The sequence below is a fragment of the Paraburkholderia sp. A1RI-2L genome (assembly GCF_048957375.1).
Lineage (GTDB): Bacteria > Pseudomonadota > Gammaproteobacteria > Burkholderiales > Burkholderiaceae > Paraburkholderia.
Map to the genome: position 1 here is coordinate 495,398 of NZ_JARBTA010000002.1, position 26,724 is coordinate 522,121.

The 26,724-nt window shown below is 64.4% G+C and carries 28 protein-coding genes; 15 read left to right on the forward strand and 13 right to left on the reverse strand.

Annotation, left to right across the window (positions count from 1 at the left end; translation table 11 throughout):
- Position 1 precedes the first annotated feature (1 nt).
- The 7 genes from gltA to PWP93_RS17110 form a co-directional block, all read right to left on the reverse strand.
- Positions 2–1,303: a citrate synthase gene (gene gltA, locus PWP93_RS17080; RefSeq protein WP_421026020.1), complete on the reverse strand. Its 1,302-nt coding sequence runs from the start codon at positions 1,301–1,303 to the stop codon at positions 2–4.
- Positions 1,304–1,391: 88 nt separating this feature from the next.
- Positions 1,392–1,658 carry a succinate dehydrogenase assembly factor 2 gene (locus PWP93_RS17085; RefSeq protein WP_027797784.1) on the reverse strand — a complete coding sequence of 89 codons (267 nt, stop codon included), beginning with the start codon at positions 1,656–1,658 and terminating at the stop codon, positions 1,392–1,394.
- Positions 1,659–1,682: 24 nt separating this feature from the next.
- On the reverse strand, positions 1,683–2,384 hold the full coding sequence (locus tag PWP93_RS17090; RefSeq protein ID WP_035531265.1) for a succinate dehydrogenase iron-sulfur subunit: 702 nt from the start codon (positions 2,382–2,384) through the stop codon (positions 1,683–1,685).
- A 29-nt stretch (positions 2,385–2,413) separates the two neighbouring features.
- Positions 2,414–4,189: a succinate dehydrogenase flavoprotein subunit gene (sdhA, locus tag PWP93_RS17095; RefSeq protein WP_421045241.1), complete on the reverse strand. Its 1,776-nt coding sequence runs from the start codon at positions 4,187–4,189 to the stop codon at positions 2,414–2,416.
- A 4-nt stretch (positions 4,190–4,193) separates the two neighbouring features.
- Complete coding sequence (gene sdhD / locus PWP93_RS17100; RefSeq protein WP_035531259.1) at positions 4,194–4,562, reverse strand: succinate dehydrogenase, hydrophobic membrane anchor protein; 369 nt, start codon at positions 4,560–4,562, stop codon at positions 4,194–4,196.
- Positions 4,563–4,564: 2 nt separating this feature from the next.
- Positions 4,565–4,981 (reverse strand): succinate dehydrogenase, cytochrome b556 subunit, encoded by a 417-nt coding sequence (sdhC, locus tag PWP93_RS17105; RefSeq protein ID WP_421045242.1) that lies wholly within the window; start codon positions 4,979–4,981, stop codon positions 4,565–4,567.
- 154 nt (positions 4,982–5,135) lie between these two features.
- Entirely contained in the window at positions 5,136–5,948 is an 813-nt protein-coding gene (locus PWP93_RS17110; RefSeq protein ID WP_421026022.1) for a GntR family transcriptional regulator, read from the reverse strand.
- 373 nt (positions 5,949–6,321) lie between these two features.
- On the opposite strand from PWP93_RS17110, the gene PWP93_RS17115 reads away from it, so the two are divergent.
- Positions 6,322–7,308 carry a malate dehydrogenase gene (locus tag PWP93_RS17115; RefSeq protein ID WP_035531254.1) on the forward strand — a complete coding sequence of 329 codons (987 nt, stop codon included), beginning with the start codon at positions 6,322–6,324 and terminating at the stop codon, positions 7,306–7,308.
- Between the two features lie 97 nt (positions 7,309–7,405).
- Positions 7,406–8,437, forward strand: a complete 1,032-nt coding sequence (locus PWP93_RS17120) for an HpcH/HpaI aldolase/citrate lyase family protein (protein ID WP_421045243.1) — start codon at positions 7,406–7,408, stop codon at positions 8,435–8,437.
- Here PWP93_RS17120 and PWP93_RS17125 read toward each other — a convergent pair.
- Positions 8,415–8,603: a hypothetical protein gene (locus tag PWP93_RS17125; protein ID WP_421026024.1), complete on the reverse strand. Its 189-nt coding sequence runs from the start codon at positions 8,601–8,603 to the stop codon at positions 8,415–8,417. The genes PWP93_RS17120 and PWP93_RS17125 overlap by 23 nt on opposite strands.
- Here PWP93_RS17125 and PWP93_RS17130 point away from each other — a divergent pair.
- The 6 genes from PWP93_RS17130 (at position 8,602) to PWP93_RS17155 (ending at position 15,063) form a co-directional block, all read left to right on the forward strand.
- Positions 8,602–9,102, forward strand: coding sequence for a hypothetical protein (locus PWP93_RS17130; RefSeq protein WP_421026025.1), 501 nt, complete (start codon positions 8,602–8,604; stop codon positions 9,100–9,102). The genes PWP93_RS17125 and PWP93_RS17130 overlap by 2 nt on opposite strands.
- A 24-nt stretch (positions 9,103–9,126) precedes the next feature.
- On the forward strand, positions 9,127–10,578 hold the full coding sequence (locus PWP93_RS17135) for a bifunctional 2-methylcitrate dehydratase/aconitate hydratase (protein ID WP_421045244.1): 1,452 nt from the start codon (positions 9,127–9,129) through the stop codon (positions 10,576–10,578).
- Positions 10,579–10,647: 69 nt separating this feature from the next.
- On the forward strand, positions 10,648–13,365 hold the full coding sequence (acnA, locus tag PWP93_RS17140; protein WP_421026027.1) for an aconitate hydratase AcnA: 2,718 nt from the start codon (positions 10,648–10,650) through the stop codon (positions 13,363–13,365).
- Between the two features lie 524 nt (positions 13,366–13,889).
- Positions 13,890–14,483: an IMPACT family protein gene (locus PWP93_RS17145; RefSeq protein WP_421045245.1), complete on the forward strand. Its 594-nt coding sequence runs from the start codon at positions 13,890–13,892 to the stop codon at positions 14,481–14,483.
- Positions 14,480–14,662 (forward strand): hypothetical protein, encoded by a 183-nt coding sequence (locus PWP93_RS17150; protein WP_421045246.1) that lies wholly within the window; start codon positions 14,480–14,482, stop codon positions 14,660–14,662. The genes PWP93_RS17145 and PWP93_RS17150 overlap by 4 nt, the downstream gene beginning before the upstream one ends.
- A 161-nt stretch (positions 14,663–14,823) precedes the next feature.
- Positions 14,824–15,063: a DUF2964 family protein gene (locus PWP93_RS17155; RefSeq protein WP_052148373.1), complete on the forward strand. Its 240-nt coding sequence runs from the start codon at positions 14,824–14,826 to the stop codon at positions 15,061–15,063.
- 10 nt (positions 15,064–15,073) lie between these two features.
- Here the strand turns inward: PWP93_RS17155 and PWP93_RS17160 are convergent, their stop codons facing one another.
- The gene (locus PWP93_RS17160) at positions 15,074–15,463 is read right to left on the reverse strand and encodes a hypothetical protein (RefSeq protein ID WP_421045247.1); all 390 of its coding nucleotides are present in this window, start codon (positions 15,461–15,463) and stop codon (positions 15,074–15,076) included.
- Positions 15,464–16,048: 585 nt separating this feature from the next.
- Between PWP93_RS17160 and PWP93_RS17165 the strand changes: the two genes are divergently transcribed.
- Entirely contained in the window at positions 16,049–16,453 is a 405-nt protein-coding gene (locus PWP93_RS17165) for a helix-turn-helix domain-containing protein (RefSeq protein WP_421026031.1), read from the forward strand.
- Positions 16,454–16,476: 23 nt separating this feature from the next.
- Here PWP93_RS17165 and PWP93_RS17170 read toward each other — a convergent pair whose 3' ends face one another.
- Complete coding sequence (locus PWP93_RS17170) at positions 16,477–18,012, reverse strand: sensor domain-containing diguanylate cyclase (protein WP_421045248.1); 1,536 nt, start codon at positions 18,010–18,012, stop codon at positions 16,477–16,479.
- A 195-nt stretch (positions 18,013–18,207) separates the two neighbouring features.
- On the opposite strand from PWP93_RS17170, the gene PWP93_RS17175 reads away from it, so the two are divergent.
- Positions 18,208–18,570, forward strand: coding sequence for a hypothetical protein (locus tag PWP93_RS17175; RefSeq protein ID WP_421045249.1), 363 nt, complete (start codon positions 18,208–18,210; stop codon positions 18,568–18,570).
- Between the two features lie 46 nt (positions 18,571–18,616).
- Here the strand turns inward: PWP93_RS17175 and ppk2 are convergent, their stop codons facing one another.
- The 3 genes from ppk2 to PWP93_RS17190 all read right to left on the reverse strand — a co-directional run bounded on the left by ppk2 (position 18,617) and on the right by PWP93_RS17190 (position 20,873).
- A complete protein-coding gene (ppk2, locus tag PWP93_RS17180) occupies positions 18,617–19,537 on the reverse strand; it encodes a polyphosphate kinase 2 (protein WP_421045250.1) in 921 nt (306 codons plus the stop codon).
- 87 nt (positions 19,538–19,624) lie between these two features.
- Positions 19,625–20,011: a VOC family protein gene (locus PWP93_RS17185; protein ID WP_421045251.1), complete on the reverse strand. Its 387-nt coding sequence runs from the start codon at positions 20,009–20,011 to the stop codon at positions 19,625–19,627.
- A gap of 76 nt (positions 20,012–20,087) precedes the next feature.
- Complete coding sequence (locus tag PWP93_RS17190; protein ID WP_421045252.1) at positions 20,088–20,873, reverse strand: FadR/GntR family transcriptional regulator; 786 nt, start codon at positions 20,871–20,873, stop codon at positions 20,088–20,090.
- A 194-nt stretch (positions 20,874–21,067) separates the two neighbouring features.
- Between PWP93_RS17190 and PWP93_RS17195 the strand changes: the two genes are divergently transcribed.
- From PWP93_RS17195 to PWP93_RS17215, 5 genes are all read left to right on the forward strand, one after another.
- Positions 21,068–21,886 carry a (Fe-S)-binding protein gene (locus PWP93_RS17195; RefSeq protein WP_421045253.1) on the forward strand — a complete coding sequence of 273 codons (819 nt, stop codon included), beginning with the start codon at positions 21,068–21,070 and terminating at the stop codon, positions 21,884–21,886.
- A complete protein-coding gene (locus PWP93_RS17200) occupies positions 21,883–22,683 on the forward strand; it encodes a LutC/YkgG family protein (RefSeq protein WP_421045254.1) in 801 nt (266 codons plus the stop codon). Before PWP93_RS17195 ends, PWP93_RS17200 begins: the two co-directional genes overlap by 4 nt.
- Positions 22,680–24,158, forward strand: coding sequence for a LutB/LldF family L-lactate oxidation iron-sulfur protein (locus PWP93_RS17205; protein ID WP_421045255.1), 1,479 nt, complete (start codon positions 22,680–22,682; stop codon positions 24,156–24,158). The genes PWP93_RS17200 and PWP93_RS17205 overlap by 4 nt, the downstream gene beginning before the upstream one ends.
- A gap of 78 nt (positions 24,159–24,236) precedes the next feature.
- Positions 24,237–25,958 (forward strand): lactate permease LctP family transporter, encoded by a 1,722-nt coding sequence (locus PWP93_RS17210; RefSeq protein WP_421045256.1) that lies wholly within the window; start codon positions 24,237–24,239, stop codon positions 25,956–25,958.
- 127 nt (positions 25,959–26,085) lie between these two features.
- The gene (locus PWP93_RS17215) at positions 26,086–26,571 is read left to right on the forward strand and encodes a carboxypeptidase regulatory-like domain-containing protein (RefSeq protein ID WP_421045257.1); all 486 of its coding nucleotides are present in this window, start codon (positions 26,086–26,088) and stop codon (positions 26,569–26,571) included.
- Positions 26,572–26,724 lie beyond the last annotated feature (153 nt).

Here is a 26,724-nt window from a genome sequence, read left to right on the forward strand (position 1 = left end):
CTTACCGTTGCGCGATCGGCTTCGCTTCGCGCGGCGTACTGCCGATGAAGAGCTGACGCGGACGGCCGATCTTCTGCTCGGGGTCGGCGATCATTTCGTTCCACTGCGCGATCCAGCCCACCGTGCGCGCCATCGCGAAGATGCAGGTGAACATCGACGTGGGGATGCCCAGTGCGCGCTGCACGATACCCGAGTAGAAGTCGACGTTCGGGTACAGCTTGCGCGACACGAAGTATTCGTCTTCCAGAGCGATCTTTTCGAGCGCCATGGCGAGCTTGAACAGCGGATCGTCGTGCAGGCCGAGCTCGTTGAGCACTTCGTGGCACGTTTCGCGCATGAGCTTCGCGCGCGGATCGTAGTTCTTGTAGACGCGGTGACCGAAGCCCATCAGCTTCACGCCCGAGTTCTTGTCCTTGACCTGCTTGATGAACTCGGGGATGTTGTCGACCGAGCCGATCTCTTCGAGCATGTTCAGCGCGGCTTCGTTCGCACCGCCGTGCGCCGGGCCCCACAGACACGCGATACCGGCAGCGATACACGCGAACGGATTCGCGCCCGACGAACCCGACAGACGCACCGTCGAAGTCGAAGCGTTCTGCTCGTGGTCGGCGTGCAGGATCAGGATGCGGTCGAGCGCGCGCACGAGCACGTCATTGATCTTGTACTCTTCGCACGGGTTCGAGAACATCATGTGCATGAAGTTCGCGCTGTACGAAAGTTCGTTGCGCGGGTACACGAACGGCTGGCCGATCGAGTACTTGTACGCCATCGCCACCAGCGTCGGCAGCTTGGCGATCATGCGGATGGCCGAGATGTCGCGGTGACGCGGGTTATTGATGTCGAGCGAGTCGTGGTAGAACGCCGAAAGCGCGCCCACCGCAGCGACCAGAATCGCCATCGGGTGTGCGTCGCGGCGGAAGCCACGGAAGAAGAAATGCATCTGCTCGTGCACCATCGTGTGCTGCGTGACGGTCTTCACGAACTCGGTCTTTTGCGCGAGGTTCGGCAGCTCGCCCTTCAGGAGCAGGTAGCAGGTTTCGAGGAAATCGGCGTTCTGCGCGAGGTTGTCGATCGGGTAGCCGCGATAAAGCAGCTCGCCCTTGTCGCCGTCGATGTACGTGATGGCCGAGTTGCACGCCGCCGTCGACATGAAGCCCGGGTCATACGTGAACTTGCCGGTCTGACCGTACAGTTTGCGGATGTCGATCACGTCCGGGCCCATCGAGCCCTTGTAGATCGGCAGTTCGACGCTCGGCGAATTATCGCTGAACGATAGCGTGGCTTTTACATCAGACGGGGTCATAGCACATCCTCAATCGAAGGTAAACACGGGATTCGATAGTGTCGTTCGGCGCGGCGCTCGCAGGCACGCCTGCAAACGCCGCAGCATCTCAAACGTTGCGAAGCAGCTCCAGCACCCGCTTCACGTCCGGGTCGGCAAGGTCGCCTTCTGGTTCCTTGCGCGCAAGCAGCAAGTCCATCAGGTCGTTATCGCTCAGCTCGAGCAGGCGTGTGAGAGCACCCACGTCGGCGTCGCTGAGGTCATGCTCGTAGCGGTCGAAAAAACGCTCGAAAATCAGATCGTTTTCGAGCAGACCGCGCCGTGCGCGCCAGCGAAGGCGCGCGCGGCGATGGGGGTCAGACTGATGCGATTCCATTTCGCTTATTTCAGGTACGCAGCGTCAAACCGCGCGGCGAACCATCAGTTCCTTGATCTTGCCGATCGCCTTCGTCGGGTTCAGCCCCTTCGGGCAAACGTCGACGCAGTTCATGATCGTGTGGCAACGGAACAGGCGGTACGGGTCTTCGAGGTTGTCGAGACGCTCGCCAGTGGCTTCGTCGCGGCTGTCCGCGATGAAGCGGTAAGCCTGCAGCAGACCTGCCGGGCCGACGAACTTGTCCGGATTCCACCAGAAGCTGGGGCACGACGTCGAGCAGCTCGCACACAGAATACACTCGTACACGCCGTCGAGCTCGTCGCGCTGTTCGGGCGACTGCAGACGCTCCTTCTCGGGCGGCGGCGTGTCGTTGATCAGGTACGGCTTGATCGAGTGGTACTGGTTGAAGAAGTGCGTCATGTCGACGATCAGGTCGCGCACGACGGGCAGGCCCGGCAGCGGACGCAGCACGATCTTCTGCGGCAGTTCGTTCAGGTTCGTGAGGCACGCCAGACCGTTCTTGCCGTTGATGTTCATGGCGTCCGAACCGCACACGCCTTCGCGGCACGAGCGGCGGAACGACAGCGTCTCGTCCAGTTCCTTGAGCTTGACCAGCGCGTCGAGCAGCATGCGCTCGTGCGTGATTTCCAGCTCGTACGACTGCATGCGCGGCGCCGCGTCCTTGTCCGGGTCGTAGCGGTAGACTTCAAAAATACGTTTGGCCATTTCCAAATTCCTTTTGACTGGCGTGTGCCTTAGAACGTACGCGCCTTCGGCGGCACGGACTCGACGGTCAGCGGCTTCATGTGAACCGGCTTGTATTCAAGACGGTTGCCTTCGCTGAACCACAGCGTATGGCGCAGCCAGTTTTCGTCGTCGCGGTGTTCGTAGTCGCTTTGTGCATGCGCGCCGCGGCTTTCCTTGCGGGCTTCCGCCGACACCATCGTTGCTTGCGCAACTTCTACGAGGTTCGCCACTTCGAGCGCTTCGACGCGCGCGGTGTTGAACACCTTCGACTTGTCCTTCAGGTGGATATGCTTCGCCTGCTCGGTAACCTGCGCGATGTCCTTGACACCTTCCGCAAGCAGCGCCGAGGTACGGAACACGCCAGCGTGCTTCTGCATCGAGCCGCGGATCTGGTTCGCGACGGACTGCGCGTACTCGCCCGAGGTCGAGTTGTCGAGCTTCGCGAGGCGCGCGAGCGAGAAGTCGGCGGCATCTGCCGGCAGCGGCTTGTGCTCCTTGAGCTCCTTCACGTGCTTGACGATGTGGTTGCCGGCAGCGCGGCCGAACACCACGAGGTCGAGCAGCGAGTTCGTGCCCAGACGGTTTGCACCGTGCACCGAGACGCACGAGCATTCGCCCACGGCGTAGAAGCCGTTGACGACTTCTTCGTGGCCCTTCGGCGTGCCGACGACCTGACCATTGATGTTGGTCGGGATGCCGCCCATCTGGTAGTGAATCGTCGGAACGACCGGGATCGGTTCCTTGATGCAGTCCACGTTCGCGAACTTGAGCGCGATTTCGCGGATCGACGGCAGACGCTTCATGATCGTCTCGGCGCCGATGTGCGAGAGGTCGAGCAGCACGTGGTCCTTGTGCGCGCCGACACCGCGGCCTTCCTTGATTTCCTGGTCCATCGAGCGCGAGACGAAATCACGCGGCGCGAGGTCCTTGAGCGTGGGCGCATAGCGCTCCATGAAGCGCTCGCCGTTCGAGTTGCGCAGAATGCCGCCTTCGCCGCGCACGCCCTCGGTGATCAGCACGCCCGCGCCGGCCACGCCGGTCGGGTGGAACTGCCAGAACTCCATGTCCTGCAGCGCGATGCCCGCACGAGCCGCCATGCCGAGGCCGTCACCGGTATTGATGAACGCGTTGGTGGACGCCGCGAAGATACGGCCCGCACCGCCCGTGGCGAACAGCGTGGTCTTGCCTTCGAGGATGTAGACGTCGCCCGTTTCCATTTCGAGCGCGGTCACGCCGAGCACGTCGCCTTCGGCGTCGCGGATCAGATCCAGCGCCATCCATTCGACGAAGAACGTGGTCTTCGCTGCAACGTTCTGCTGGTACAGCGTGTGCAGCAGCGCGTGACCGGTACGGTCAGCCGCCGCGCAAGCGCGTTGCACCGGCTTCTCTCCGTAGTTGGCCGTGTGGCCGCCGAACGGGCGCTGGTAGATCGTGCCGTCCGCATTGCGGTCGAACGGCATGCCCATGTGTTCGAGTTCGTAGACGGCGTTCGGTGCTTCACGGCACATGAACTCGATCGCGTCCTGGTCGCCGAGCCAGTCGGAACCCTTGATCGTGTCGTAGAAGTGATAGTGCCAGTTGTCTTCGCTCATGTTGCCGAGCGAAGCGCCGATGCCGCCTTGCGCCGCAACCGTGTGCGAACGCGTCGGGAACACCTTCGAGAGCACGCAGACCGAGAGGCCAGCACGCGCCAGTTGCAGCGAAGCGCGCATCCCCGAACCGCCCGCGCCGACGATGACCACGTCGAATTTGCGACGCGGCAGAGAATTCTTGATTGCAGCCATTCTTTTACACTCTCCAGAGAATCTGAGCGGCGTAGCCGAGGCTGCCCAGCAGCCATGCGATCGTGAGGACGTCCAGCGTGATGCGCAGGCCGACCGGCTTGATGTAGTCCATCCAGATGTCGCGCACGCCAACCCAGGCGTGATAGAACAGTGCGAGCAGCGTGACGAACGTGGCGAGCTTCATCCACTGCGCGGAGAAGATCGAGGCCCAGCCGTCGTACGAAAAATCGTGTGCACCGAAGAACAGCGCGAGCAGCACGACCGTGTAGATCGCCATGATCACGGCGGTGGCGCGCTGGGCAATCCAGTCGCGCAGGCCGTAGTGAGCGCCCACGACGAGACGCTTCGGACCGATACCGTTTTTAGCCGACATTATTAGAACGCTCCGAAGAGTTTGGCCGCGAAGGCGATCGTGAGAACCGTGGAGATGACAACGACCACGAGCGAGGTCGACTTGCCCTTTTCCTTGCTCACGAGGTCATGGCTGAAGTCCATGGACAGATGGCGTACGCCGGCGCAGAAGTGAAACAGGAACGCCCATCCGAGGAGCAGCACGATGAGCTTGACGACGATGTTGGAGAGGAAGCCCTTGAAGACCTCGAAGCTGAGCTCCGAAGTGAGGCTCTGGTCAAACAGGAACAGCAGGAAAGGCAAGAACAGGAACAGCAGCGCACCGCTCACGCGGTGGCCGATCGACACGCGCCCCGCGAGTGGCAGGCGGTATGCGAACAATATTTGCCCAAGCCCGATGTTCCGGAATTCCGGCCTCGGTTTTTTTGTGGCTTCAGCCATGCTAGACCCCTACTATGTGTTAACACTAATACGCAATTTTAGCGCCTTTTCATATCGCGCTGCAGCGAAATCCCCACTCTGGAACCGCGCGTGCGCGTGCGAGATGTCAGCGCATGAGGTGCGTCCGCCCCTTCCTGCGCGGGCGCTTCCCTCATCAACTCAAGTCATTCTGATAGTAGTACCCAGTTGTGACATACCAACCGCGGCGGACCTCGACCGGACGATCTCCATAGGTATAGGACACCCGCTCGACAGATAGCAAAGGAAAACCGGCCGGAATGTTGAGCAGGTCTGCAACCATGGGCTCGGCGGCCACGGCGCGAATCTTCTCGCTCGCACGAATCATGCGCGTGCCGAAATCCGCTTCGAACATGGCGTAGAGCGGTCCTTTGTATTCGGCGAGACGCTCGGCCGTCAGGCCGCGGAACACGCCGCCGGGCAACCAGATTTCATCGAGCACGGTGCTCTCGCCGTCGAATTCCAGCAGGCGTCGGATCAGCACTACCGGATCGGCGGGCTTGAGTTCCAGTTGACGCGCGATGTCGGAGGACGCGCGCATGCGCCGGCACTCGAGCAGCTTGCTCACGTGCGGGTGCTCCGCGCCGTCGTCGGCCAGCAATCGCAGGAAGCGAAACTGCGCGCGCTCTTCATTGTGCGTTGCAACAAACGTGCCCTTGCCCTGACGGCGCACCAGCAGGTTATCGGCCGCGAGTTCATCAATCGCCTTGCGCACGGTCCCCTGGCTCACCTTGTAACGGGCGGCCAGTTCGACTTCGCTGGGGATGATCTCGCCGGGCTTCCATTCGCCGGACACGAGGCTCTGTGTAATGAGCCCCTTGATCTGCTGATAGAGCGGACTGAAGGTGGGAGACGTTGCCGCTGCTGAAGCGGACGCAGACGCGTTGGCGCCACTCTCGGGAGCGGATGAATTCGCGTTGCTGACCGGGTTCGCACTCATGGCGCGCATTTCAACATAAAGCCCCCCGGAAATCTACCCTTTTGGACGCAATAGATATGTCTTATATAAGACATAAGATACTGTTGACTTTACCCATCCCGGCTCCTAAACTGCCGGTCGAGCAAGGGTTTGCGGGCGACTCCGCGAGGGCTGGCAGGCAGCATATACCTCGTAGCGAAATGCGTCGCAGGATCGCCCCGCACACGCTGTTCCTCCGTGCTCACGGGTTATATGGCAGCCCGCCTCCGGGCCGCGGCGCGATGCGCGAAAGCCTCGCACGCCGCCCGGAAGGAGGTTCGCCGGATTCATGAACGCCTGGTGTAGCGCGCATATAGAATGGCGTTTTACCCTGGCGTCTAACGCATCTTCCTGGAGATTTTCAATGGCTAAGTCCGCAAAGCGCGTTGCCGTCACCGGCGCCGCAGGTCAGATCGCTTACTCCCTGCTGTTCCGCATCGCGAACGGCGACCTGCTCGGCAAGGATCAGCCCGTCATCCTGCAACTGCTCGACCTGCCGCAAGCGCAAGCTGCCGTCAAGGGCGTCGTCATGGAACTGGACGACTGCGCATTCCCGCTGCTCCAAGGCGTGGTCATCACCGACGACCCCAAGGTCGCGTTCAAGGACGCCGACGTCGCCCTGCTGGTGGGCGCACGCCCCCGCTCGAAGGGCATGGAGCGCAAGGACCTGCTGTCGGCCAACGCCGAAATCTTCACGGTTCAGGGCAAGGCGCTCAACGACGTCGCCAGCCGCGACGTGAAGGTGCTGGTGGTCGGCAACCCGGCCAACACGAACGCCTACATCGCCATGAAGTCGGCTCCGGATCTGCCGAAGAAGAACTTCACCGCCATGCTGCGTCTGGACCACAATCGCGCGCTCTCGCAACTGGCCGCCAAGTCGGGCAAGCCGGTCGCATCGATCGAGAAGCTCGCCGTGTGGGGCAACCACTCGCCCACGATGTACCCCGACTACCGTTTCGCCACGGTCGACGGCCAGTCGCTCAACGCGCTGATCAACGACGACGAATGGAACCGCAACACCTTCATCCCAACGGTCGGCAAGCGCGGCGCGGCGATCATCGAAGCGCGCGGCCTGTCGTCGGCGGCTTCGGCGGCCAATGCAGCGATCGACCACGTGCGTGACTGGGTGCTCGGCACGAACGGCAAGTGGGTCACGATGGGCATTCCGTCGGACGGCTCGTACGAGATCCCCGAAGACATCATCTACGGCGTGCCGGTGACCTGCGAAAACGGCGAGTACAAGCGCGTCGAAGGCCTCGAAATTGATGCATTTTCGCGCGAGAAAATGAACGGCACGCTCAACGAGCTGCTTGAAGAGCGCGAAGGCGTCGCTCACCTGCTCGGCAAGTAAGCCGTTGCAAGCAAAACCGGAGTCCGCGGCGGCACAGCGGGTTCCGGTTTTTTTTCGTTCAGGCTCCTGACCCAACACTCGTCTCCTGACGCTTAAGATGCGCGCCCTCTCCCCCGCCGAAGTGCTGTTTGACGGCGAAGCGCCGCCTGTCCTCCTGCCCGTGTGCGACCACTACGCCGGCAGCGAGAAGCTGATGCTGAAATCGCTCGCGCTGCAACAGGAGCTTGGCCCGGTATTCGACATCACGCTCGATTGCGAAGATGGCGCCCAGGTCGGCCGCGAAGCCGAGCACGCGGAACTCGTCGCGTCGCTGATCGGCGGCGAACACGACCGCTTCGGGCGCGTGGGTGTGCGCATCCACGACTTTCATCATCCGCACTGGCGCGACGACGTGCGCCTGATTCTGCGCGCCGCAAAGCGTGCGCCCGCCTACATCACGCTGCCGAAGATCCGCACCGTGGCCGACGCCGCGGAAATGACAGCGTTCGTCGAAGCCACGCGCACCGAAATGGGCATCGACAAGCCGATTCCCGTTCAGCTGCTCGTCGAAACCCACGGCGCGCTCGCGCGCGTGCTGGACCTCGCCGCACTGCGCGGCGTGCAAGCGCTCAGTTTTGGACTGATGGACTTCGTCTCCGCGCACGACGGCGCGATTCCCGACACCGCCATGCGCTCGCCGGGCCAGTTCGACCACCCGCTCGTGCGCCGCGCCAAGCTGGAGATCGCGGCGGCCTGCCACGCGTTCGGCAAGGTTCCGTCACACAATGTCAGCACCGAAGTGCGCGCCATGGACGTCGTGGCGAACGATGCACGCCGCGCCCGCAACGAATTCGGCTACACGCGCATGTGGAGCATCCATCCGGCGCAGATTCCGGTAATCATCGCCGCCTTTGCGCCGCGCGACGAGGAAATCGCTACCGCCGCCGAAATCCTGCTGGCCGCGCAAGCTGCAAAATGGGGTCCGATTCGCCATGGCGACACGCTGCACGACCGCGCGAGCTACCGCTACTACTGGTCCGTGCTGCGCCGCGCGCGCACAACGGGGCGCGCCGTGCCAGCCGAAGCTGCGCCGCTGTTCGATCGGTGCGACGCTACGCCGGGCCCTGCTATACACGAAGCGGATTCATGAAGGACGGGCTAAATTTTTTCAAATCGCAAAAGTCCTGGCTCATATCGGCAAATAGGTGAAAATAGCGTCCGCTGCGCGCTTTCGGCGCGCGCGCAATGCAACCGGCGGCTGCGCCACGCAGCCTCGCCTGATCAACCGATTTAAAGAGATAAAGGTCCGACTCCATGAAAAAACTGCTGATCGCCACCGTTATCGGCGCGCTGTCCACCACGATGATGCTGGCGGCCACCGAAGCCGCCGCGCAACCCACGACGGCCACCCCCAAGAAGCCGGCACCGAAGCACAAGATCATCAAGCGCAAGGCCAACCCGGCCAAGGAAGCGAAGGTCGATCCGATTCCGGCAGGCTCGGAACACTGGTCGTGCAACGAAGGCCTGGCCTTCGACCTGAAGGGCGACATGGCGCGTGACCAGATCGTCACCGTTCACTGGGCGAACAAGAACTACAACCTGCCGCGCCAGACCACGACGACGGGCGCCGACCGCTTCCACGACGCCGCCACCGGCCTCGACCTGGTCGTGATCCCGACCAAGGCCATGCTGTTCTCCGACAAGGACAGCTCGCGTCTGGCCGACGAGTGCAAGACCGTTGCAATGCAGCAAGGCGCGATGGCGCCGACCCAGGCCAACGCGCTGCGCGCGCCGGCAGCGGGCGCCAGCCAGTAAGCACGGCACATCGGGAACGCCTCGATGTCCGCACACGTCTCCAACGTCAGGCCGCAGCCGGATCGGGTACTGGTCGACATCGTCGACTACGTGCTCGATTTCGAGATCGACAGCGCACTCGCCCTGTCGACCGCCCGCTACTGCCTGCTGGACACGCTCGGCTGCGGACTCGAGGCGCTCTCCTACCCTGCCTGCACCAAGCTGCTGGGGCCCATCGTGCCAGGCACGATCGTCCCGCACGGCGCGAAGGTGCCGGGCACCTCGTTCCAGCTCGACCCGGTTCAGGCCGCGTTCAACATCGGCGCGATGATCCGCTGGCTCGACTTCAACGACACCTGGCTGGCCGCCGAATGGGGCCATCCGTCGGACAACCTGGGCGGCATCCTCGCGACCGCCGACTGGCTCTCGCGCACGGCCATCGCTCAGGGCAAACCGCCGCTCACCATGCGGCATGTGCTCGAAGCCATGGTGAAGGCGCACGAGATCCAGGGCTGCATCGCGCTGGAAAACTCGTTCAACAAGGTCGGTCTCGACCACGTGCTGCTGGTGAAGCTCGCCTCGACCGCGGTAGTCGGGCAGATGCTCGGGCTCACGCGCGACGAACTGATCAACGCCGTTTCGCTCGCGATGGTCGACGGCCAGGCGCTGCGCACCTACCGCCACGCGCCCAATACCGGCTCGCGCAAGTCGTGGGCCGCCGGCGACGCCACCTCGCGCGCGGTGCGCCTCGCGCTGATCGCGAAGACCGGCGAGATGGGCTATCCGTCCGCGCTCACGGCAAAGACGTGGGGCTTCTACGACGTCTCGTTCAAGGGCCAGCCGTTCCGGTTCCAGCGTCCGTACGGCTCGTACGTGATGGAGAACGTGCTGTTCAAGATTGCGTTTCCCGCTGAATTCCACGCGCAGACTGCCGCCGAAGCGGCGATGACGCTGCACGGCGTGCTCGCGCAGCAAGGCAAGAGCGCCCAGGACATCAAGCGGATCACCATTCGCTCGCACGAAGCGGCGATCCGCATCATCGACAAGAGCGGGCCGCTCGCGAATCCGGCCGACCGCGACCATTGCATCCAGTACATGGTGGCCGTGCCGCTCATATTCGGGCGTCTCACCGCCGCCGATTACGAAGACGACGTCGCGCAGGACCCGCGCATCGACGCCTTGCGCGCGAAGACGGTCTGCGTCGAAGATCCCCAGTTCACGAAGGACTATCACGACCCGGTCAAGCGTTCGATCGCGAATGCGCTCACCGTCGAACTCAACGACGGCACAACGCTCGAAGAGGTCGTGGTGGAGTACCCGATCGGTCACAGGCGGCGCCGCGACGAAGGCATCCCGCTGTTGATCGATAAATTCAGGACCCACCTCGCGCGCCGCTTCCCCGCGAAGCAGCAGCAGGCGATACTCGATGTTTCGCTCGATGCGGCACGGCTCGAAGCCATGCCGGTGAACGAATACGTCGACTTGTACGTAATCTGAGCAAGCAGGCAGACTGGCAGCAAACGTGTAGCAAAGCGTTATTTCCGCGATTAAACGAAGGAAAACACCATGGCCCACAACCTCCACAAAACGCTAAAGGAATTCGACAGCGGTTCCGGCAAAGGCAAGTTCTACTCGCTGCCGCAACTCGGCAAGCAGCTCGGCGTGAAGATCAATCGCCTGCCGGTCTCGATCCGTATCGTGCTCGAGTCCGTGCTGCGCAACTACGACGGCAAGAAGATCGCGGAAGAGCACATCGAGCAGCTCGCGAACTGGAAGCCCACCGCTGCCCGCGTCGATGAAATCCCGTTCGTCGTCTCGCGCGTCGTGCTGCAAGACTTCACCGGCGTGCCGCTGCTCGCCGACATCGCGGCCATGCGTGGCGTCGCGAAGCAGGTTGGCAAGGACCCGAAGGTCATCGAGCCGCTCGTGCCGGTGGACCTCGTGGTCGACCACTCGGTGCAGATCGACTACTTCCGCCAGAAGGACGCGCTCGACCTGAACATGAAGCTGGAATTCCAGCGCAACAACGAGCGCTACCAGTTCATGAAATGGGGCATGCAGGCCTTCGACACGTTCAAGGTCGTGCCGCCGGGCATCGGCATCGTCCACCAGGTGAACCTCGAGTACCTCGCGCGCGGCGTGCACAAGAAGACCGAGGGTGCGGATACGGTGTACTACCCGGACACGCTGGTCGGCACCGACTCGCACACCACGATGATCAACGGCATCGGCGTGGTGGGCTGGGGCGTGGGCGGCATCGAAGCCGAAGCCGGCATGCTCGGCCAGCCGGTGTACTTCCTCACGCCGGACGTGGTGGGCGTGGAGCTCAAGGGCAAGCTGCGCGAAGGCTGCACGGCCACCGACCTCGTGCTCACGATCACGGAAATGCTGCGCAAGGAGAAAGTGGTCGGCAAGTTCGTCGAGTTCTTCGGCGAAGGCACGGCCTCGCTCTCGCTGCCGGACCGCGCGACCATCGGCAACATGGCGCCCGAGTATGGCGCCACCATGGGCTTCTTCCCGGTCGACGACAAGACCATCGATTACTTCAAGGGCACGGGCCGCACGCAAGCAGAGATCTCGGCATTCGAGAACTACTTCAAGGCGCAGGAGCTCTACGGCATTCCGAAGGCCGGCGACATCGACTACACGAAGACGCTCACGCTCGACCTCGGCACCGTTGCGCCGTCGCTGGCCGGTCCGAAGCGCCCGCAAGACCGCATCGAAATCGGCCACGTGAAGTCGACCTTCATCGACCTGTTCTCGAAGCCGGTCGCGGAAAACGGCTTCGCCAAGAAGGCCGCCGACCTCACGGCCGAATACGCGGCGGGCGACAAGGTCAAGCTGCATAACGGCGACGTGCTGATCGCCGCGATCACCTCGTGCACGAACACCTCGAACCCGAGCGTGCTGCTGGCCGCTGGCCTGCTGGCGAAGAAGGCCGTGGAAGCCGGCCTCACGGTCGCGCCACACATCAAGACCTCGCTCGCGCCGGGATCGCGCATCGTCACGGAATACCTGACGAAGACGGGCCTCTTGCCCTATCTCTCGAAGCTCGGCTTCGAACTGGCGGCATACGGCTGCACAACCTGTATCGGCAACGCGGGCGACCTCACGCCCGAGCTGAACGAATCCATCACGAAGAACGACGTGGTCGCGGCGGCGGTGCTCTCGGGCAACCGCAACTTCGAGGCGCGCATCCACCCGAACATCCGCGCGAACTTCCTCGCTTCGCCGCCGCTGGTGGTCGCTTACGCGATCGCGGGCAACATCACGCGCGACCTGATGACCGAGCCGGTCGGCAAGGGCCGTGGCGGCCGCGACATCTACATCGGCGACATCTGGCCGACCAGCGAGGAAATCAACGCGCTGCTCAAGTTCGCGATGGATGCCGACGTCTACCAGAAGAACTACAGCCAGCTCACGAAGAAGGGCGACCTGTGGAGCAAGATCGAGGGCGAGGAAGGCCAGGTCTACGACTGGCCGAAGTCGACCTACATCGCCGAACCGCCGTTTTTCGGCAACGACTTCTCGATGACGCCGTCGTCGTCGGTGGCCGAGGTCAAGGGCGCGCGGGCACTGGGCATCTTCGGCGACTCGGTCACGACCGACCACATCAGCCCGGCCGGCTCGATCAAGGAAGACTCGCCCGCGGGCAAGTGGCTCAAGGAGAACGGCGTGCAGAAGGCCGACTTCAACAGCTACGGCTCGCGCCGCGGCAACCACGACGTCATGATGCGCGGCACGTTCGCGAACGTGCGCATCAAGAACCTGATGATCCCGGCGAAGGCCGACGGCACGCGCGTCGAAGGCGGCCTGACGATCCATCAGCCGAGCGGCGAGCAGTTGTCGATTTACGACGCCGCGATGAAGTACATCGACGCCGGCACGCCCACCATGGTGTTCGCGGGCGAAGAGTACGGCACGGGTTCGTCGCGCGACTGGGCGGCCAAGGGCACGCAGCTGCTGGGCGTGAAGGCCGTGGTGGCGCGCAGCTTCGAGCGCATCCACCGCTCGAACCTCGTGGGCATGGGCGTGCTGCCGCTGCAGTTCAAGGGTTCGGACAGCGTGCAGTCGCTCGGCCTGACCGGCGATGAAACTTTCGACATCGAAGGCCTGACCGACAACTTCAAGCCGCAACAGGACCTGACGCTCGTGATCCACCGCAAGGACGGCAAGGACGAGCGCGTCCAGGTGCTGCTGCGCATCGACACGCCGATCGAGGTCGACTACTACAAGCACGGCGGCATCCTGCCGTTCGTGCTGCGTTCGCTGCTCGCGGCGTAAGCGTCAACAGCGCAGGCAGTTTTGCAGGTGCCGCATCCGGCAACGGATGCGGTCACACTTGGAAGCCCGGTGCAAGCCGGGCTTTTTTTTATTGCCGTGGATTTTTGACAGGCGTAACGTGACATCGCCTCTTGAGAACAGGCGAGCCTTACGACCCCGGCCGATGGACACTGTCCCGACCGGGGTTTTTTCTGTGCGTGATCTTGGGAGAAACGCGGCGCAAGACCTGCGGCGCCGCGACGAATTCGAAATATGACGGATCACCGAATGAGGAGTTCGGCGTCGCTCCAGCCAGAGCTAGATCCGTCATGCAGCGTATTATCGGCCCTGGTGACCGATACGTCATTAGCTCAGGCGCAAGAAACCCTTACGTAATCTGAAAGATTGCGGGACGAATCATATCCAAGGCGCGTGCCCAAGGCGGCGAACCCCGCGCAAACGCATGCGCCCCATTCCGGCCGCGCAGCCGAATGGCTGCCCGCATCCGCTAACATCACGTTTTTGCTTACGCCGCACTGCCCGCTTTGCCCACTTATACCCTTGCCTCAACCGTCAGCGCGGAACTCGAGATCCGCAAAAGCCGCTTCATCGGCCTCGCGATTCCGGTCGATGGCCGCGAAGCGGCCATGGCCGAGCTGCGCCGCCTGCGCGACGAACACCCCACTGCCACGCATGTCTGCTGGGCGCTGCTCGCGGGCGGCCAATCCGGCATGTCCGACGATGGCGAGCCCTCTGGCACCGCGGGCCGCCCCATTCTCGAAGTGCTGCGCCATCACGATCTCGATGGTGTGCTCGCCGCAGTGGTGCGCTATTACGGCGGCGTGAAGCTCGGCGCGGGCGGGCTCGTGCGCGCCTATACCGACGCCATCGCAAGCGCGCTGCAAAACGCGCAGCGAGTGGAGCGCATCGCCCAGGCGCGTCTGATCGTGGAGGTGAGCTACGCCGACGAAACGCGCGTGCGGCACTGGATCGAGCAGGAGCAGCACACGCTCGTCGACAGCCGCTACACGATGACCGTGCGGCTCACGATCCAGCTTCCCGCCACCGCCCTCGATGCCGCACGCGAGGCGCTGCGCGATCTCACGCAAGGACGCGCGGGCTTTCCCGAACACGAGTGAGCCTGCCCGGCGTGCAAATGGGCAAATGGGAAAAAGCGATGGGCAAAAAAAACCGCCGTATGGCATCGGCGGTTAACAGGGGACGTGAAAAACAAGGAAACGTGAAGAACAACCGCGAATCGACTATCGAATCGACCCGACGTGTTCATGATGGCGAGACAACATTAAGGCAAACTTAAACGCCCCACAAAGTGCGCACCCCAGCGCGTGAAACTTGCGCCGCGCGACATAACGGAGGCGCGCCGCAAGCGCGAAATCGCCCGATCGCTATAATCGTTTCATCTGGGCGAAGGCCGTATTGCATCGTGCAATCCGCCCGCCATCAACGGGGAATACCGGCATGACTTTCGAACGCTTGAGGGAAGGCGCAGGCCCCGAACGGCGCCATCGCATCTGGAGCAAGCTGCGCATCTTCGTTGCCGCGCTCGGCACACTCGGCTCCGCCACCGGCATTGCCATCGCCGTAACCGGGCTCGTGCAGTTCAATCACACCAAGGTGGTCGCCGGCGTTGCCGTGATCCTCGTCTGCACGGCGGTGTACGTCACGATCCTCGTGCGCGATCGCAATCGCGTCGACTAAATTCACGCCGTTACGCGGGTAGCGCAACGTGGGCGTTGCTGCGATAGTGATCGTAGACGCGCTCGCGCTCCTCGCTCGCGAACTGACGCTTCTCCACCAGCTTGAGCATGCGATTGCGGTCGGCGCCGAGCGGCGCGTAATAGCGCTCCGCGTGCAGGCGCCGGAAGCGCTGATAGAAGTCCGGTCCCGGCAGGCCCGAAGCCGTCGCGAGCAGCGACGCGTAGTCGGCCACGCGCGGCTCGCACAAGGCCGCCGCCGCAGCTTCCAGTTTTTCGTAACGCTCGTGCAGCGGCACGCTCGGCGCGAATAGTGCATGAAATGTGCCATAGGATACGAGGCCACGTCGGCTCGCCGCGCGCAGCAGCAGACGTTCAACCTTTTCGTCCAGTTCTTTGCTCATGCCTTTTAGATCATCAAGCGAATCGTCAATTGGATCTTCAAGTGCCCATGAACCCGTTCGCTTCGAAACACACGGTGAAGCAAAACCAGAAGGCTCATTCGGTCTGAATCGAATCGAATTCCCATAAAAATTCATGCAAATCCTAAAAGCGCATTCTGCCCAAAATTACCGATTCGCTCTCGCCAGGTGCCGTGGCAAGGGGCTAAAAACAATGATTACAAACATTTCAATTGCCCGGATGGCGGTGCATCATGTCATGAATGAACAACATTCACAGCATAGTTAAGCGATTTGGATAGGTTCATTTTTTCCGATAGTCCAGGACAATCCGTAAGTCAAGCAGACTATTTTTCCGCTAGCTATACACATTCCCTACAAAAACAATTATTAATATCTCCTGCGGAACGCCAATGCGGTCCGCACGCGCCCTGAGAGGCGCATTGTTTCGCCGTCCGCGACGGCCCGGCATAGAGCAAGAGCCATGCGAGGCCGTGGCAAGCGAGAAGACCCGCACGCACTGAAAGGGTTGACAGGAGCGGCATCCGCAAGCCGCATGTCCGGAATCTTTCGTTGACGAGTGATCACATGCTTACCCGAACCGAGAATTTGCCGAGCGTCGCGCGCAGGATGGCCGCCGGCCAGATGTTGGTGGAAGGCGCGACCGTGCACGCCGTAGCCGACTCCTTGCACCTCTCCGCCCAGACGGTGCGCCGCTACAAGTCGATTGTCGAAGACGGCGGCCTCGCCGCGCTTCAGCAGATGAGCGTGGGCGGCCGGCCCTCCGTGCTCGACAAGGCCGCAATGGGCTGGATCGCGAGCGCGCTACACGGCTCCGCGCGCGAGCATGGCTTTCCGAGCGATGCGTGGACCAACAGCCGCGTGCGCGAGTTGATCGGCCGCCAGTTCGGCGTGCACTATTCGCGCGTCTACACCTGGCAGATCGTCTCGAATCTCGGCCTCGGCCATCGCCTGTCGAAATCGGCGCGCTGAGCAGCCGGCACACGACCATCACGCTACGCCGCCGCGCCGCTCCACTGCTTCGCGCAGACCTGGTTGCGGCCCGCGGCCTTGGCTTCGTAGAGCAGGGCGTCAGCGGCGGCGAGCAGCTTCGCGCCGCTTTCGCCTGCGGGCGGCTCGCAGCTCGCGCAGCCCACGCTCACGGTGACACGGCCGTAGTGCGAGCCGCGATGCGCGAGGTTGGCCGTCTCGATGCGCCGCCGGATCTTGTCCGCGATCTTGCGCGCGCCCTCGAGCGCCGTGCCAGGCAACAATACCGCGAACTCCTCGCCGCCGAAGCGTGCCGCCATGTCCGAGGTGCGCTGCGTGCCCGAGGCGATACGCTCGGCCACGAGTTTGAGCACTTCGTCTCCGGCCGCATGGCCGTAAGCGTCGTTGAACAGCTTGAAGTGATCGACGTCGAAGAACAGCACCGATAGCGGCGTCCGTTCGCGCGACGCGCGGTTCCATTCGGCCTGGAGCCGCTGATCGAGCGCGCGGCGATTCGCGAGACCCGTGAGCGGGTCGGTCACCGCGAGGCGCTGCAATTCGGCTTCGGCGATCACCTTGTCGCGCAGCGCGAACGCGAGCACCCAGGACACCACCACCCAGGCCGCGCCGAAGACCGTCGTCATCGCAACGGCCAGATAAGCGCGGCTTCGCCAGCCCGCGAGAATGTCGTCGATGGCGGGCGCAACGCCCACGATAATGGGCGTGCTGCCCACGTGCGCGTAGGTATAGAGACGCTCCACGCCGTCCGCTTCCGCGTGCGCCGTGAAGGTGCCCGCGTCGTGCCGCGAAATGATTTTGTAGTTGCGCCAGAATGAATAATCCGCGCCCACACCGAGCGGCATGGGCGGCTTGCTCGCAACGAGCGTGCCGTCCTGCATCATGATGAAGACGCCGCCATCACGCCCGATATCGACGCGGTCGACGAGCCGCTGAAAGTATTCGAGCCTCACGACGATCAGCGCGACGCCCGCGAACTCGCCATCGGGCGCATTAATGCGCCGCGACAGCGCAACCGAGAGCACGCCGTGACGCAGGCGTGACGCAAAGGGCTTCGAGATGAAGAGGCCCACATCGGGATTGCGCTGCTGGCCGCGAAAATAGTCGCGATCCGCGAGCGATACGCCCAGCGTATCGTCGGCCCTCTGCGCAGCCTTCACGCGCCCTTGCGCATCCAGCACATAGGCGCCGCCCAGAAACGATGCCGCCGTCGCACGATCGAACAGCACGCGCTGGCGCAGCGCCGGCGGCAGCGTCCATGTCTCGGGCTGCTGCGCGCCCGCCACCACGGCGTGCAACGAGAGATCGTAGAGCTCGACATTGCGCGCGATGTCGCTGCTCGCGAGACGCACGATGTTGTTCGAGTTCTCGACCGCGTGGCGCAGCTCTTCGGCGCGCCCGGAGTAAAGCGCCATGTAGGTCAAGGCCGCCATCACCGTGGCGACCAGCGTGCCCGACAGACCTCCGAAGAACGGATTGCGGCCGATCAGCCGCGTGGCCCACTTGCCGCGCGCGAAGATCCAGATGCGCGCGCGTAGTCGCAACTGCGGAACAAATACGGCCTGCGCGGGTGCGGGTGCAGACCTGGCGGATGGCTCTCCTGCAGATTTCCGAACGTGGTCCGGCACGTGCGCAATCTCCGTGAATCGATTCGCGCGAGGACCGCGCAGCACTCGCCCCTCGCGGCGCTGCTGCATGCCTTGCGCAAAAACGTCATCAATGCGTCATGGGCGCTTTGCATGATCGAAGGCGTTGCCTTCGCCGTCGCCTTGCGCCTCCCTGCCTGCGCGACGCTCCGTGCCCCGTTTGAGGAGCCCGCTCGTCATGCCGGATCTTTCCTTGTACCGCAGTCCGGCGCCGCCTCCACGCGCGGGCGCAGCACGAGCCTGCTGGTGTTTCTGCCCATCGTTGCCGCGGGCGCCGTCTATGTGGGCATGCATCTCGCCGACGACCTCTCGACCGTGCGCGAGCACTCCGCGCTGCCGTGGATCCTGCTCGTGATCGCGCTTTTCATCGCGCTGGGCTTCGAATTCGTGAACGGCTTAAACGATACCGGCGGGCATCCTCTATTGGGTGTTCCGCCATACCTTCTGAGACTCTGAATTTCCGGGTTGCGGGCACGCAGCGCGGCATGCCCGGCCAACACCGTCAATAGACGTCCGGCACGATCATGTTCTCGGGTACCGGCTGGCGAATGTAATCGGGGTGATGCACGCGCGCGGGCAGCGTCACGCTCGCGTGCTCGATCTCCTGATACGGCACCTGGGCGAGCAGATGATGGATGCAGTTCAGGCGCGCGCGCTTCTTGTCGACGCCCTGCACGACCCACCACGGCGCCTCGGGAATATGCGAGCGCTGCAGCATGACTTCCTTCGCATGCGTGTACTGCTCCCAGCGGCGGCGGCTCTCGAGGTCCATCGGCGAGAGCTTCCACTGCTTGAGCGGATCGTCGATGCGGCTCCGGAAGCGCACTTCCTGTTCGTCGTCCGTGATCGAGAACCAGTACTTGATGATCTGGATGCCGCTCCTCACGAGCATTTTTTCGAACTCCGGCACCGAGCGGAAAAACTCTTCGTATTCCTCGTCGGTGCAAAAGTTCATGACTCGCTCGACGCCCGCACGGTTGTACCAGCTGCGATCGAACAGCACCATCTCGCCGCCCGCCGGCAGATGCTGCACATAGCGCTGAAAATACCATTGCGTGCGCTCGCGATTGTTCGGCGCGGGCAGCGCGGCCACGCGGCACATGCGCGGATTCAGGCGCTGCGTGATGCGCTTGATGACCCCGCCCTTGCCCGCCGCGTCGCGGCCTTCGAAGATCACCACGAGCCGGTGGCCCGTGCTCACGACCCAGTCCTGCATCTTGACGAGTTCGCCCTGCAGCCGGATCAGCTCGCGGAAATACACGCGGCGCAGCGCGCGCGCCTCGTCGCTGATCTCGAGGCCGATTTCCTGGAGGCGATCGTCGACTTCCATTTCGAGCTCTTCGTCGTAAGCGTCGATCAGTTCTTCGTCCAGACGTCGGCGGCGTTGCCGCTCCGCGCTCGCTTCACGCTCCCGTTCGTTCATGGCGACTGCTCCTCATGCAGTGGATGGCAACCCGCGCCACTATCGGCGCTACGGGTGTCATGCGTATTTCAAATGCATCGACGCGCCTCAGGCCAGCGGCTTCGCGAAGCTCAACTCATGGCCATCCGGATCGACGAGATGAAAATAGCGCTCGCCCCACGGCGCGTCCTGCGGCGCGAAGGCGGGCGTGAGGCCCGCGGCCAGCACCTGCGCGTAAAAGGCGTCCACGTCCGAGACGTGGAAGATCGCGCGGCCCCAACCTTCGACCCGGTCATGCGGCCCTTCGAGCAGATTCAGATAGCACGCGCCGCCCCCGCCTCCACCGCCGAGCACGAACGACGCGAACCCGGCAATCGCTCCACCGGGCCGGTGCACGAAGCCGAGCGCCTCGTAAAAGCGCACGGAACGCACGATATCGCTCACGGTGAACGTGATGGCGCTAAGGGACTCGAGACGCGCGACGGGCGGGTTCATGGCTTGGCTCCTTCTCATCGAGTTCCTGCGGGCGCCGCGCGAACGTCCACGCGCTGCGCCAACCCGAGCGCCAACTTTAGCAGTCTTCAGGCGCGGCAAGCTTCTTGCGTGCCCGGCGTTTCTTCGCACTGGTTGGGCCAGTTGCGGGCGCCCCGTGCTCCTCGCTCACGCGCGTGCGCACGAAGTCGATATGGGTTTGCATCGCCGTGCGCGCCTCTTCCGGACGCCGCGCGAGAATCGCTTCGCACAGCGTGCGGTGCTGCAACAGCAGATGATCCGAGGCATCCGCGTTCTGCTCGCGCAAGCCCGTGCCGTTGATCGTGATGTGCTCGCGCAGCATGCCCAGCACGCTCGTGTGCAGATGCAGGAACATCGCGTTGTGCGAAGCCTGTGCGATGACCTCGTGCAGCTTCGCGTCGACGGCCGCTTCGGCGATCTTGTCGTCGCAGGCGCGCGTGCGCTCCAGTTCCTGCACCAGCGCGCGAATGCGCGCGAGCTCGTCGTCGCTCGCGCGCATCGCCGCGAAATACGCGGTCGCGCCCTCCAGCACACGGCGAAATTCGAGGATGTCGTCGCGCAGCGCCGGATGATCGGCCACCAGCTGCCCCCACGGCGAGGCAACGCCGGTCCGCAACTGGTCGGTCACGAACACACCCGCGCCCGCGCGACTCGCCACCAGCCCGCGCGCGGCGAGCCGCTGGATCGCCTCGCGCACCGTGTTGCGCGCCACGCCGTACTCCTGCGCGAGCACGCGCTCGGAGGGCAGCTTGGTCCCCGCGCGCCACGAGCCATCGAGCAACGACGTCTCCATTTGCCGCATCACCGTTTCCACGCGTCCACGCGCGCCGGCCCTGTCCCTCATTGATCGCCCCCGCCCCTCGTGTGCTTCGGCGGTGGCGCGCCTGTCCGCTGTTCAGTTACTGGTCCAACCAGTTTGAGTACGCCACCCGAAGCGGGGATTATGCGCTCACACACCTGCTGTCGCCATCGCGGCGAGGCGCGCCATTCGGCACCGAATCAGGCACCGAACCATACCGAGAGCAATACGAGCGAGACATGAAGCCACGGCAATACCCCACCGGTCCACGCCCGACCGACGTCTACCTGTTCGCGACCTGCCTCGTCGACCTGTTCGTGCCGCAGGCCGGGCTCGACGCGGTCAAGCTGCTGGAACGCGAAGGGCTCACGGTCCACTTCCCGCGCACCCAGAGCTGCTGCGGGCAGCCCGCCTACAGCAGCGGCAACCCGCGCGAAGCGCGCGAGGTGGCCCGTGCGCAGCTCGGCCTGTTCGATCAACCGTGGCCCGTGATCGTGCCCTCCGGCTCGTGCGCGGGCATGATGCGGCACCACTGGCCCGCCCTCTTCGAAAGCGATACGGGCGATGAAACCGACGCGGCGGATGCGGCACGGGCTCGGGCGCTCTCGGGACGCATCTACGAACTCACCGAATTCCTCGTGCGCGTGCTGAAAGTAGACCTCGGCATCGCCGGCGCCTATGGCGACGCCGCGCTGAAGCAGCCCGCCGAACGCGTCGTGCTCCATACCTCGTGTGGCGCGCGCCGCGAGATGGGCACGCGCGTGCACGGCGTGGAAGCCGTCGACGCTTTGCCCGGCGTCACGCGCATCGACCACGAGCGCGAATCGGAATGCTGCGGCTTCGGCGGCACGTTCTCGCTGAAGCACCCCGACATCTCGGGCGCGATGGTCGCCGACAAGATCGCCTCCGCGTGCGCGACCGGCTGCAACCGGCTGGTGTCCGCCGACTGCGGGTGCCTGCTCAATATCGGCCATGCCGCCGAGCACAAGGGCGCGCCGCTCGCCGTCGAGCACCTCGCTTCGTTCCTCTGGCGCCGCACCGGCGGGGAGGCCGCATGAGCGCCGCCATGATCGACACCCTGGGCGCCCGCGCGCGCATGCTCGGCCGGCTGCGCGCCAGCGGGAACGCGAATGAAGGCGCCGCGCCGATGCCAGTGGACGCGCTCGACCAGCGCATCGACGCGCACTACGCGGCGCAACGCGCGCAAGCCGCCGGCGCGCTCGCCACCCGGTCGGCCCGCGTCGCGCAATTCCAACGCATGCTGGAGGCCGCGCATGCCCAGGTGATCCGCACGAGCGTAGAGGCGTGGCCCGCCGACCTCGCGCAGCGCCTCGCGGCCGCGGGCGTGAAGCGGCTGCTGCTCGACACGTCGAGCGCGGAAGGCGCGGCACTCGCCAATGCACTGCAGTCCACCGCAACGGGCATCGAAGCACACGGCTACACAGAGCCGATCGAAGCCTGGAAGTCCGAACTGTTCGACCGCATCGACGCGGGCTTCACCGTTGCGCGCTCGGGCCTCGCGGCCACCGGCACGCTCGTGGTCGTACCCGACGCCCACGCGCCGCGCACCGTCTCGCTGGTGCCGCCGCTGCACGTCGCGCTGATCCACGCGCGCACGCTGCACGCGGACCTGCATGCGGCCGTTGCCGCCGAGCGCTGGCGCGACGGCATGCCCACCAACCTCGTGATGATCTCGGGCCCCTCCAAGACCTCGGACATCCAGCAGACCACGGCTTACGGCGCGCACGGGCCGCGCGCGCTGTGGGTAATCGTCGTCACCGATGACAATGCCGACGAACCCGCCGACGAGACCGGCTCGCCCGCGAATTTTCCCCAGCACGGAGCCGCGCAATGAGCAAGACCGCCAGCCCGGCGCAAGCCGCGCACCACGAAAACCCACTGCATTTCGTGCCCACGGCCGAGTTCCGCGAGCGCGCCCGCGCGGCGCTCCACGACCCGAAGTTGCGCAAGAGCTTCCGCGGCGCGATGGATTTTCTGCAAGGCAAGCGCACCGCGCAATTCCCCGATGTCGACGAACTCGAGCAACTACGCGACCTCGGCGAAGCGGTGCGCCAGCACGCGCTCGCGCGTCTGCCCGAGTTACTGGAGCAACTCGAAGCGAAGCTGAAGGAAAACGGCATCCACGTGCACTGGGCCGAGACCGCGGACGACGCCAACCGCATCGTCCACGGCATTGCGCAGCGGCACGAGGCCACGCGCGTCATCAAGGGCAAGTCGATGGCGAGCGAGGAGATCGAGCTGAACCATTACCTCGCAGGGCGCGGCATCGACTGCATCGAGTCGGACATGGGCGAGTACATCGTGCAGCTCGCGGGCGAAAAGCCCTCGCATATCGTGATGCCGGCGATCCACAAAACGAAGGGCGATATCGGGCATTTGTTCGAAGCACACCTTCCCGATACGCCCTACACGGAGGACGTCGACACGCTCATCCAGACGGGCCGCCGCGCGCTGCGCCGCGCATTCGTGGATGCGCAGATCGGTCTATCGGGCGTGAACTTCGCCGCGGCCGACACGGGCACGCTGTGGCTCGTCGAGAACGAGGGCAACGGCCGCCTCTCGACCACGGTGCCCGACGTGCATATCGCGATCATGGGCATGGAAAAGGTGGTCGCGAAGCTCGCGCATATCGTGCCGCTTTCGAGCCTGCTCACGCGCTCGGCCACGGGCCAGCCGATCACCACATATTTCAATCTGGTCAGCAGCCCGCGCCGCGCAGGCGAAATGGACGGGCCGCGCGAGGTGCATCTCGTGCTGCTCGACAACGGCCGGACCCAGGCCTACGCCGACGCGCAGTTGCGCGCCACGCTGCAATGCATCCGCTGCGGCGCGTGCATGAATCACTGTCCGGTGTATGCGCGCATCGGCGGGCACGCTTATGGCACGACCTACCCCGGCCCGATCGGCAAGATCATCTCGCCGCATCTGCTCGGGCTCGACGCAACCGCCGACCTGCCGACCGCATCGAGCCTGTGCGGCGCGTGCGGCGAAGTCTGCCCGGTGCGCATCCCGATTCCGGACTTGCTGGTGCGTCTGCGCACCGAGGCGAACCGCTCGCCCGACGAGGCCGTCGCGCATCCGCTGCGCGGCCAGGGCGCGAATCACAGCAGGAGCGAGCAGTTCGTCTGGCGCTTCTGGAGCGGCGCTTTCGCACATCCGCGCGCCTATCGCGCGCTGCGCTGGGCCGCGACGCGCCTGCGCGCGCTCGCGCCTTCGCAGCAGATGGGCTGGACGCAGCATCGCACGCCGCTCAAGCCCGCGCCGCGCAGCCTGCACGATTTGCTTCGCGAGCGCGATCAACCGCAGTAGGCCGAATACCAGAACATATTTCATCAGGCATGCGAAATTAAATCGCAAATTCGACCCGCATCCACGGAGGAGACCGTAATGCAACCCTGGCATCAGATCTATACCCCGCTCGGCAGCCTCTGGCTATCCGCGCTCGTGGCCGTCGTGCCCATCGTGTTCTTCTTCGTCGCGCTCGCTGGCCTGCGGCTCAAAGGCCACGTCGCCGCGGCCATCACGCTCGCGCTAGCGCTGGCCGTGGCCATCTTCGAATACGGCATGCCGGTGCGCCAGGCGCTCGTTTCGGCGGGCTTCGGCTTCGCCTATGGCTTGTGGCCGATCGCGTGGATCATCGTGACCGCAGTGTTCCTCTACAAGATCGTCGTGAAGACCGGGCAGTTCGAGATCATTCGCGCCTCCGTGCTCTCGATCACCGACGATCAGCGCCTGCAAGTGCTGCTGATCGGTTTTTCGTTCGGCGCGTTCCTCGAAGGCGCGGCGGGCTTCGGCGCGCCGGTCGCGATCACCTCGGCGCTGCTGGTTGGCCTCGGCTTCGAGCCGCTCTATGCGGCGGGCCTGTGCCTCATCGCCAACACCGCGCCCGTGGCGTTCGGCGCGATGGGCATTCCCATCATCGTCGCAGGCCAGGTGACCGGCATCGACCCGTTCCTGATCGGCGCGATGGCGGGCCGCCAGTTGCCGCTGCTCTCGCTGTTCGTACCGTTCTGGCTCGTCTTCATCATGGACGGCAAGCGCGGCATCAAGGAGACCTGGCCCGCGGCGCTCGTGGCCGGCGCCAGCTTTGCCGTGACGCAATACTTCACCTCGAATCACATCGGGCCCGAGCTGCCGGACATCACTTCGGCGCTCGTGAGCCTCGTCTCGCTCGCCGCCTTCCTCAAGGTGTGGCAGCCGCGTCGCGCGGCGCAGGCAGCGCCGGCCGCGAGCCTGCGCGTGAGCGGCGGCGCGGCGGCGCTGGGCGGCTTCGATGGCGGCTTCGGCAACGCGGCGGCTAACACATTGTCGAGCCGCCAGGCATCGCCTTACAGCATCGGCCAGACCGTGCGCGCCTGGTCGCCGTTCTTCCTGCTGACCGCCATCGTCACGGTGTGGAGCATCAAGCCGTTCAAGGCGCTGTTCGCCGCGAAGGGCGCGCTCGCCGGCACCGTGCTGAGCTTTCATGTGCCGGGACTCGATCAGCTGGTGGTGCGCACCGCGCCCATCGTGGCTTCGGCCAAGCCCTATGAAGCCGTGCTGAAAATCGACTGGCTCTCCGCCGTGGGCACCGCGATCATGCTCACCGCCATCGTCTCCACGATCGTGCTGAAGATGAAGCCGCGCGCCGCCGTTGCAGCATTTTTCGAAACCCTCGGCGAATTGCGCCGCCCGGTGCTCTCGATCGGCCTCGTGCTGGCCTTCGCGTTCGTCGCGAACTACTCGGGCATGTCGTCGACGCTGGCGCTCGCGCTGGCCGGCACCGGCGCCGCGTTCCCGTTTTTCTCGCCGTTCCTCGGCTGGCTCGGCGTGTTCCTGACCGGCTCGGACACCTCGTCGAATGCCCTCTTCTGCTCGCTGCAGCACACCACGGCGCACCAGATCGGCGTGTCGGACACGTTGCTCGTCGCCGCCAATACCTCGGGCGGCGTGAGCGGCAAGATGATCTCGCCGCAATCGATCGCGGTGGCCTGCGCGGCCACGGGCCTCGTCGGCAAGGAAGCGGCGCTGTTCCGCTTCACGGTGCGTCATAGCCTCTTTTTCGCGGCGGTAGTCGGCGTCATGACGCTGATCCAGGCTTATGTGCTCACCGGCATGATCGTGCGGTGAGCAAGCGCGCCGGCAACCGCCGAAAACGCGCTCGCCCTGTGTTTTAAGGGACTTTTAAGCCGCGCTGCCTAGGCTGGATTCGTCCGGCGCGTCACACGCGCCGGCGTATCCGACATAGGAGGTACAAATGAAAGCACGCTCGACTCCGTGGAACGGCGCGGCCATCTCGCTCGCGGCCGCACTCGCGCTAGCGTTCGGCACACAAGGCGCTTTCGCCGCGACCGCGAGCGCCACGAACACCCCGGCCGCCCCGGCCGCTGCCAGCGCCCTGCCGCCGGCGCATCATGCCGGCAACGTCTCGTACCTGTCCGGCGGCATCGGCAGCGACCAGTCGGCGGCGTTCAAGGCCGCGATGTCGCGCTACCCGCTCTCGCTCGAATTCGCGCGCCAGTCGGCGAACGGCAACGAGTACCTCGCTAACGTGCCCGTAAAGATCGCCGACTCGCACGGCCAGCCGCTCGTCTCCACCCGCACCAACGGCCCGTTCATGCTCGTGACGCTGCCCAACGGCCACTACGTGATCACGGCAAGCCACAACGGCAAGACGGTCCAGCGTCCCGTGGATATCGGCAAGACCTCGCACGCGCACGAAGCCTTCGTCTGGCCGATGTAATCCGGCACGATCGTGCGCCACTGGCGCACGGTCCAGCAGCGCACGCTTCCCTGTCATGATGTGACTGTGACGCGCCGCGTACATCGATGCCATCCACATCAACTCCGGCCCCGTTTGCGGCTATGATCGTGATCTGCGGCCCACAGGCGCGCC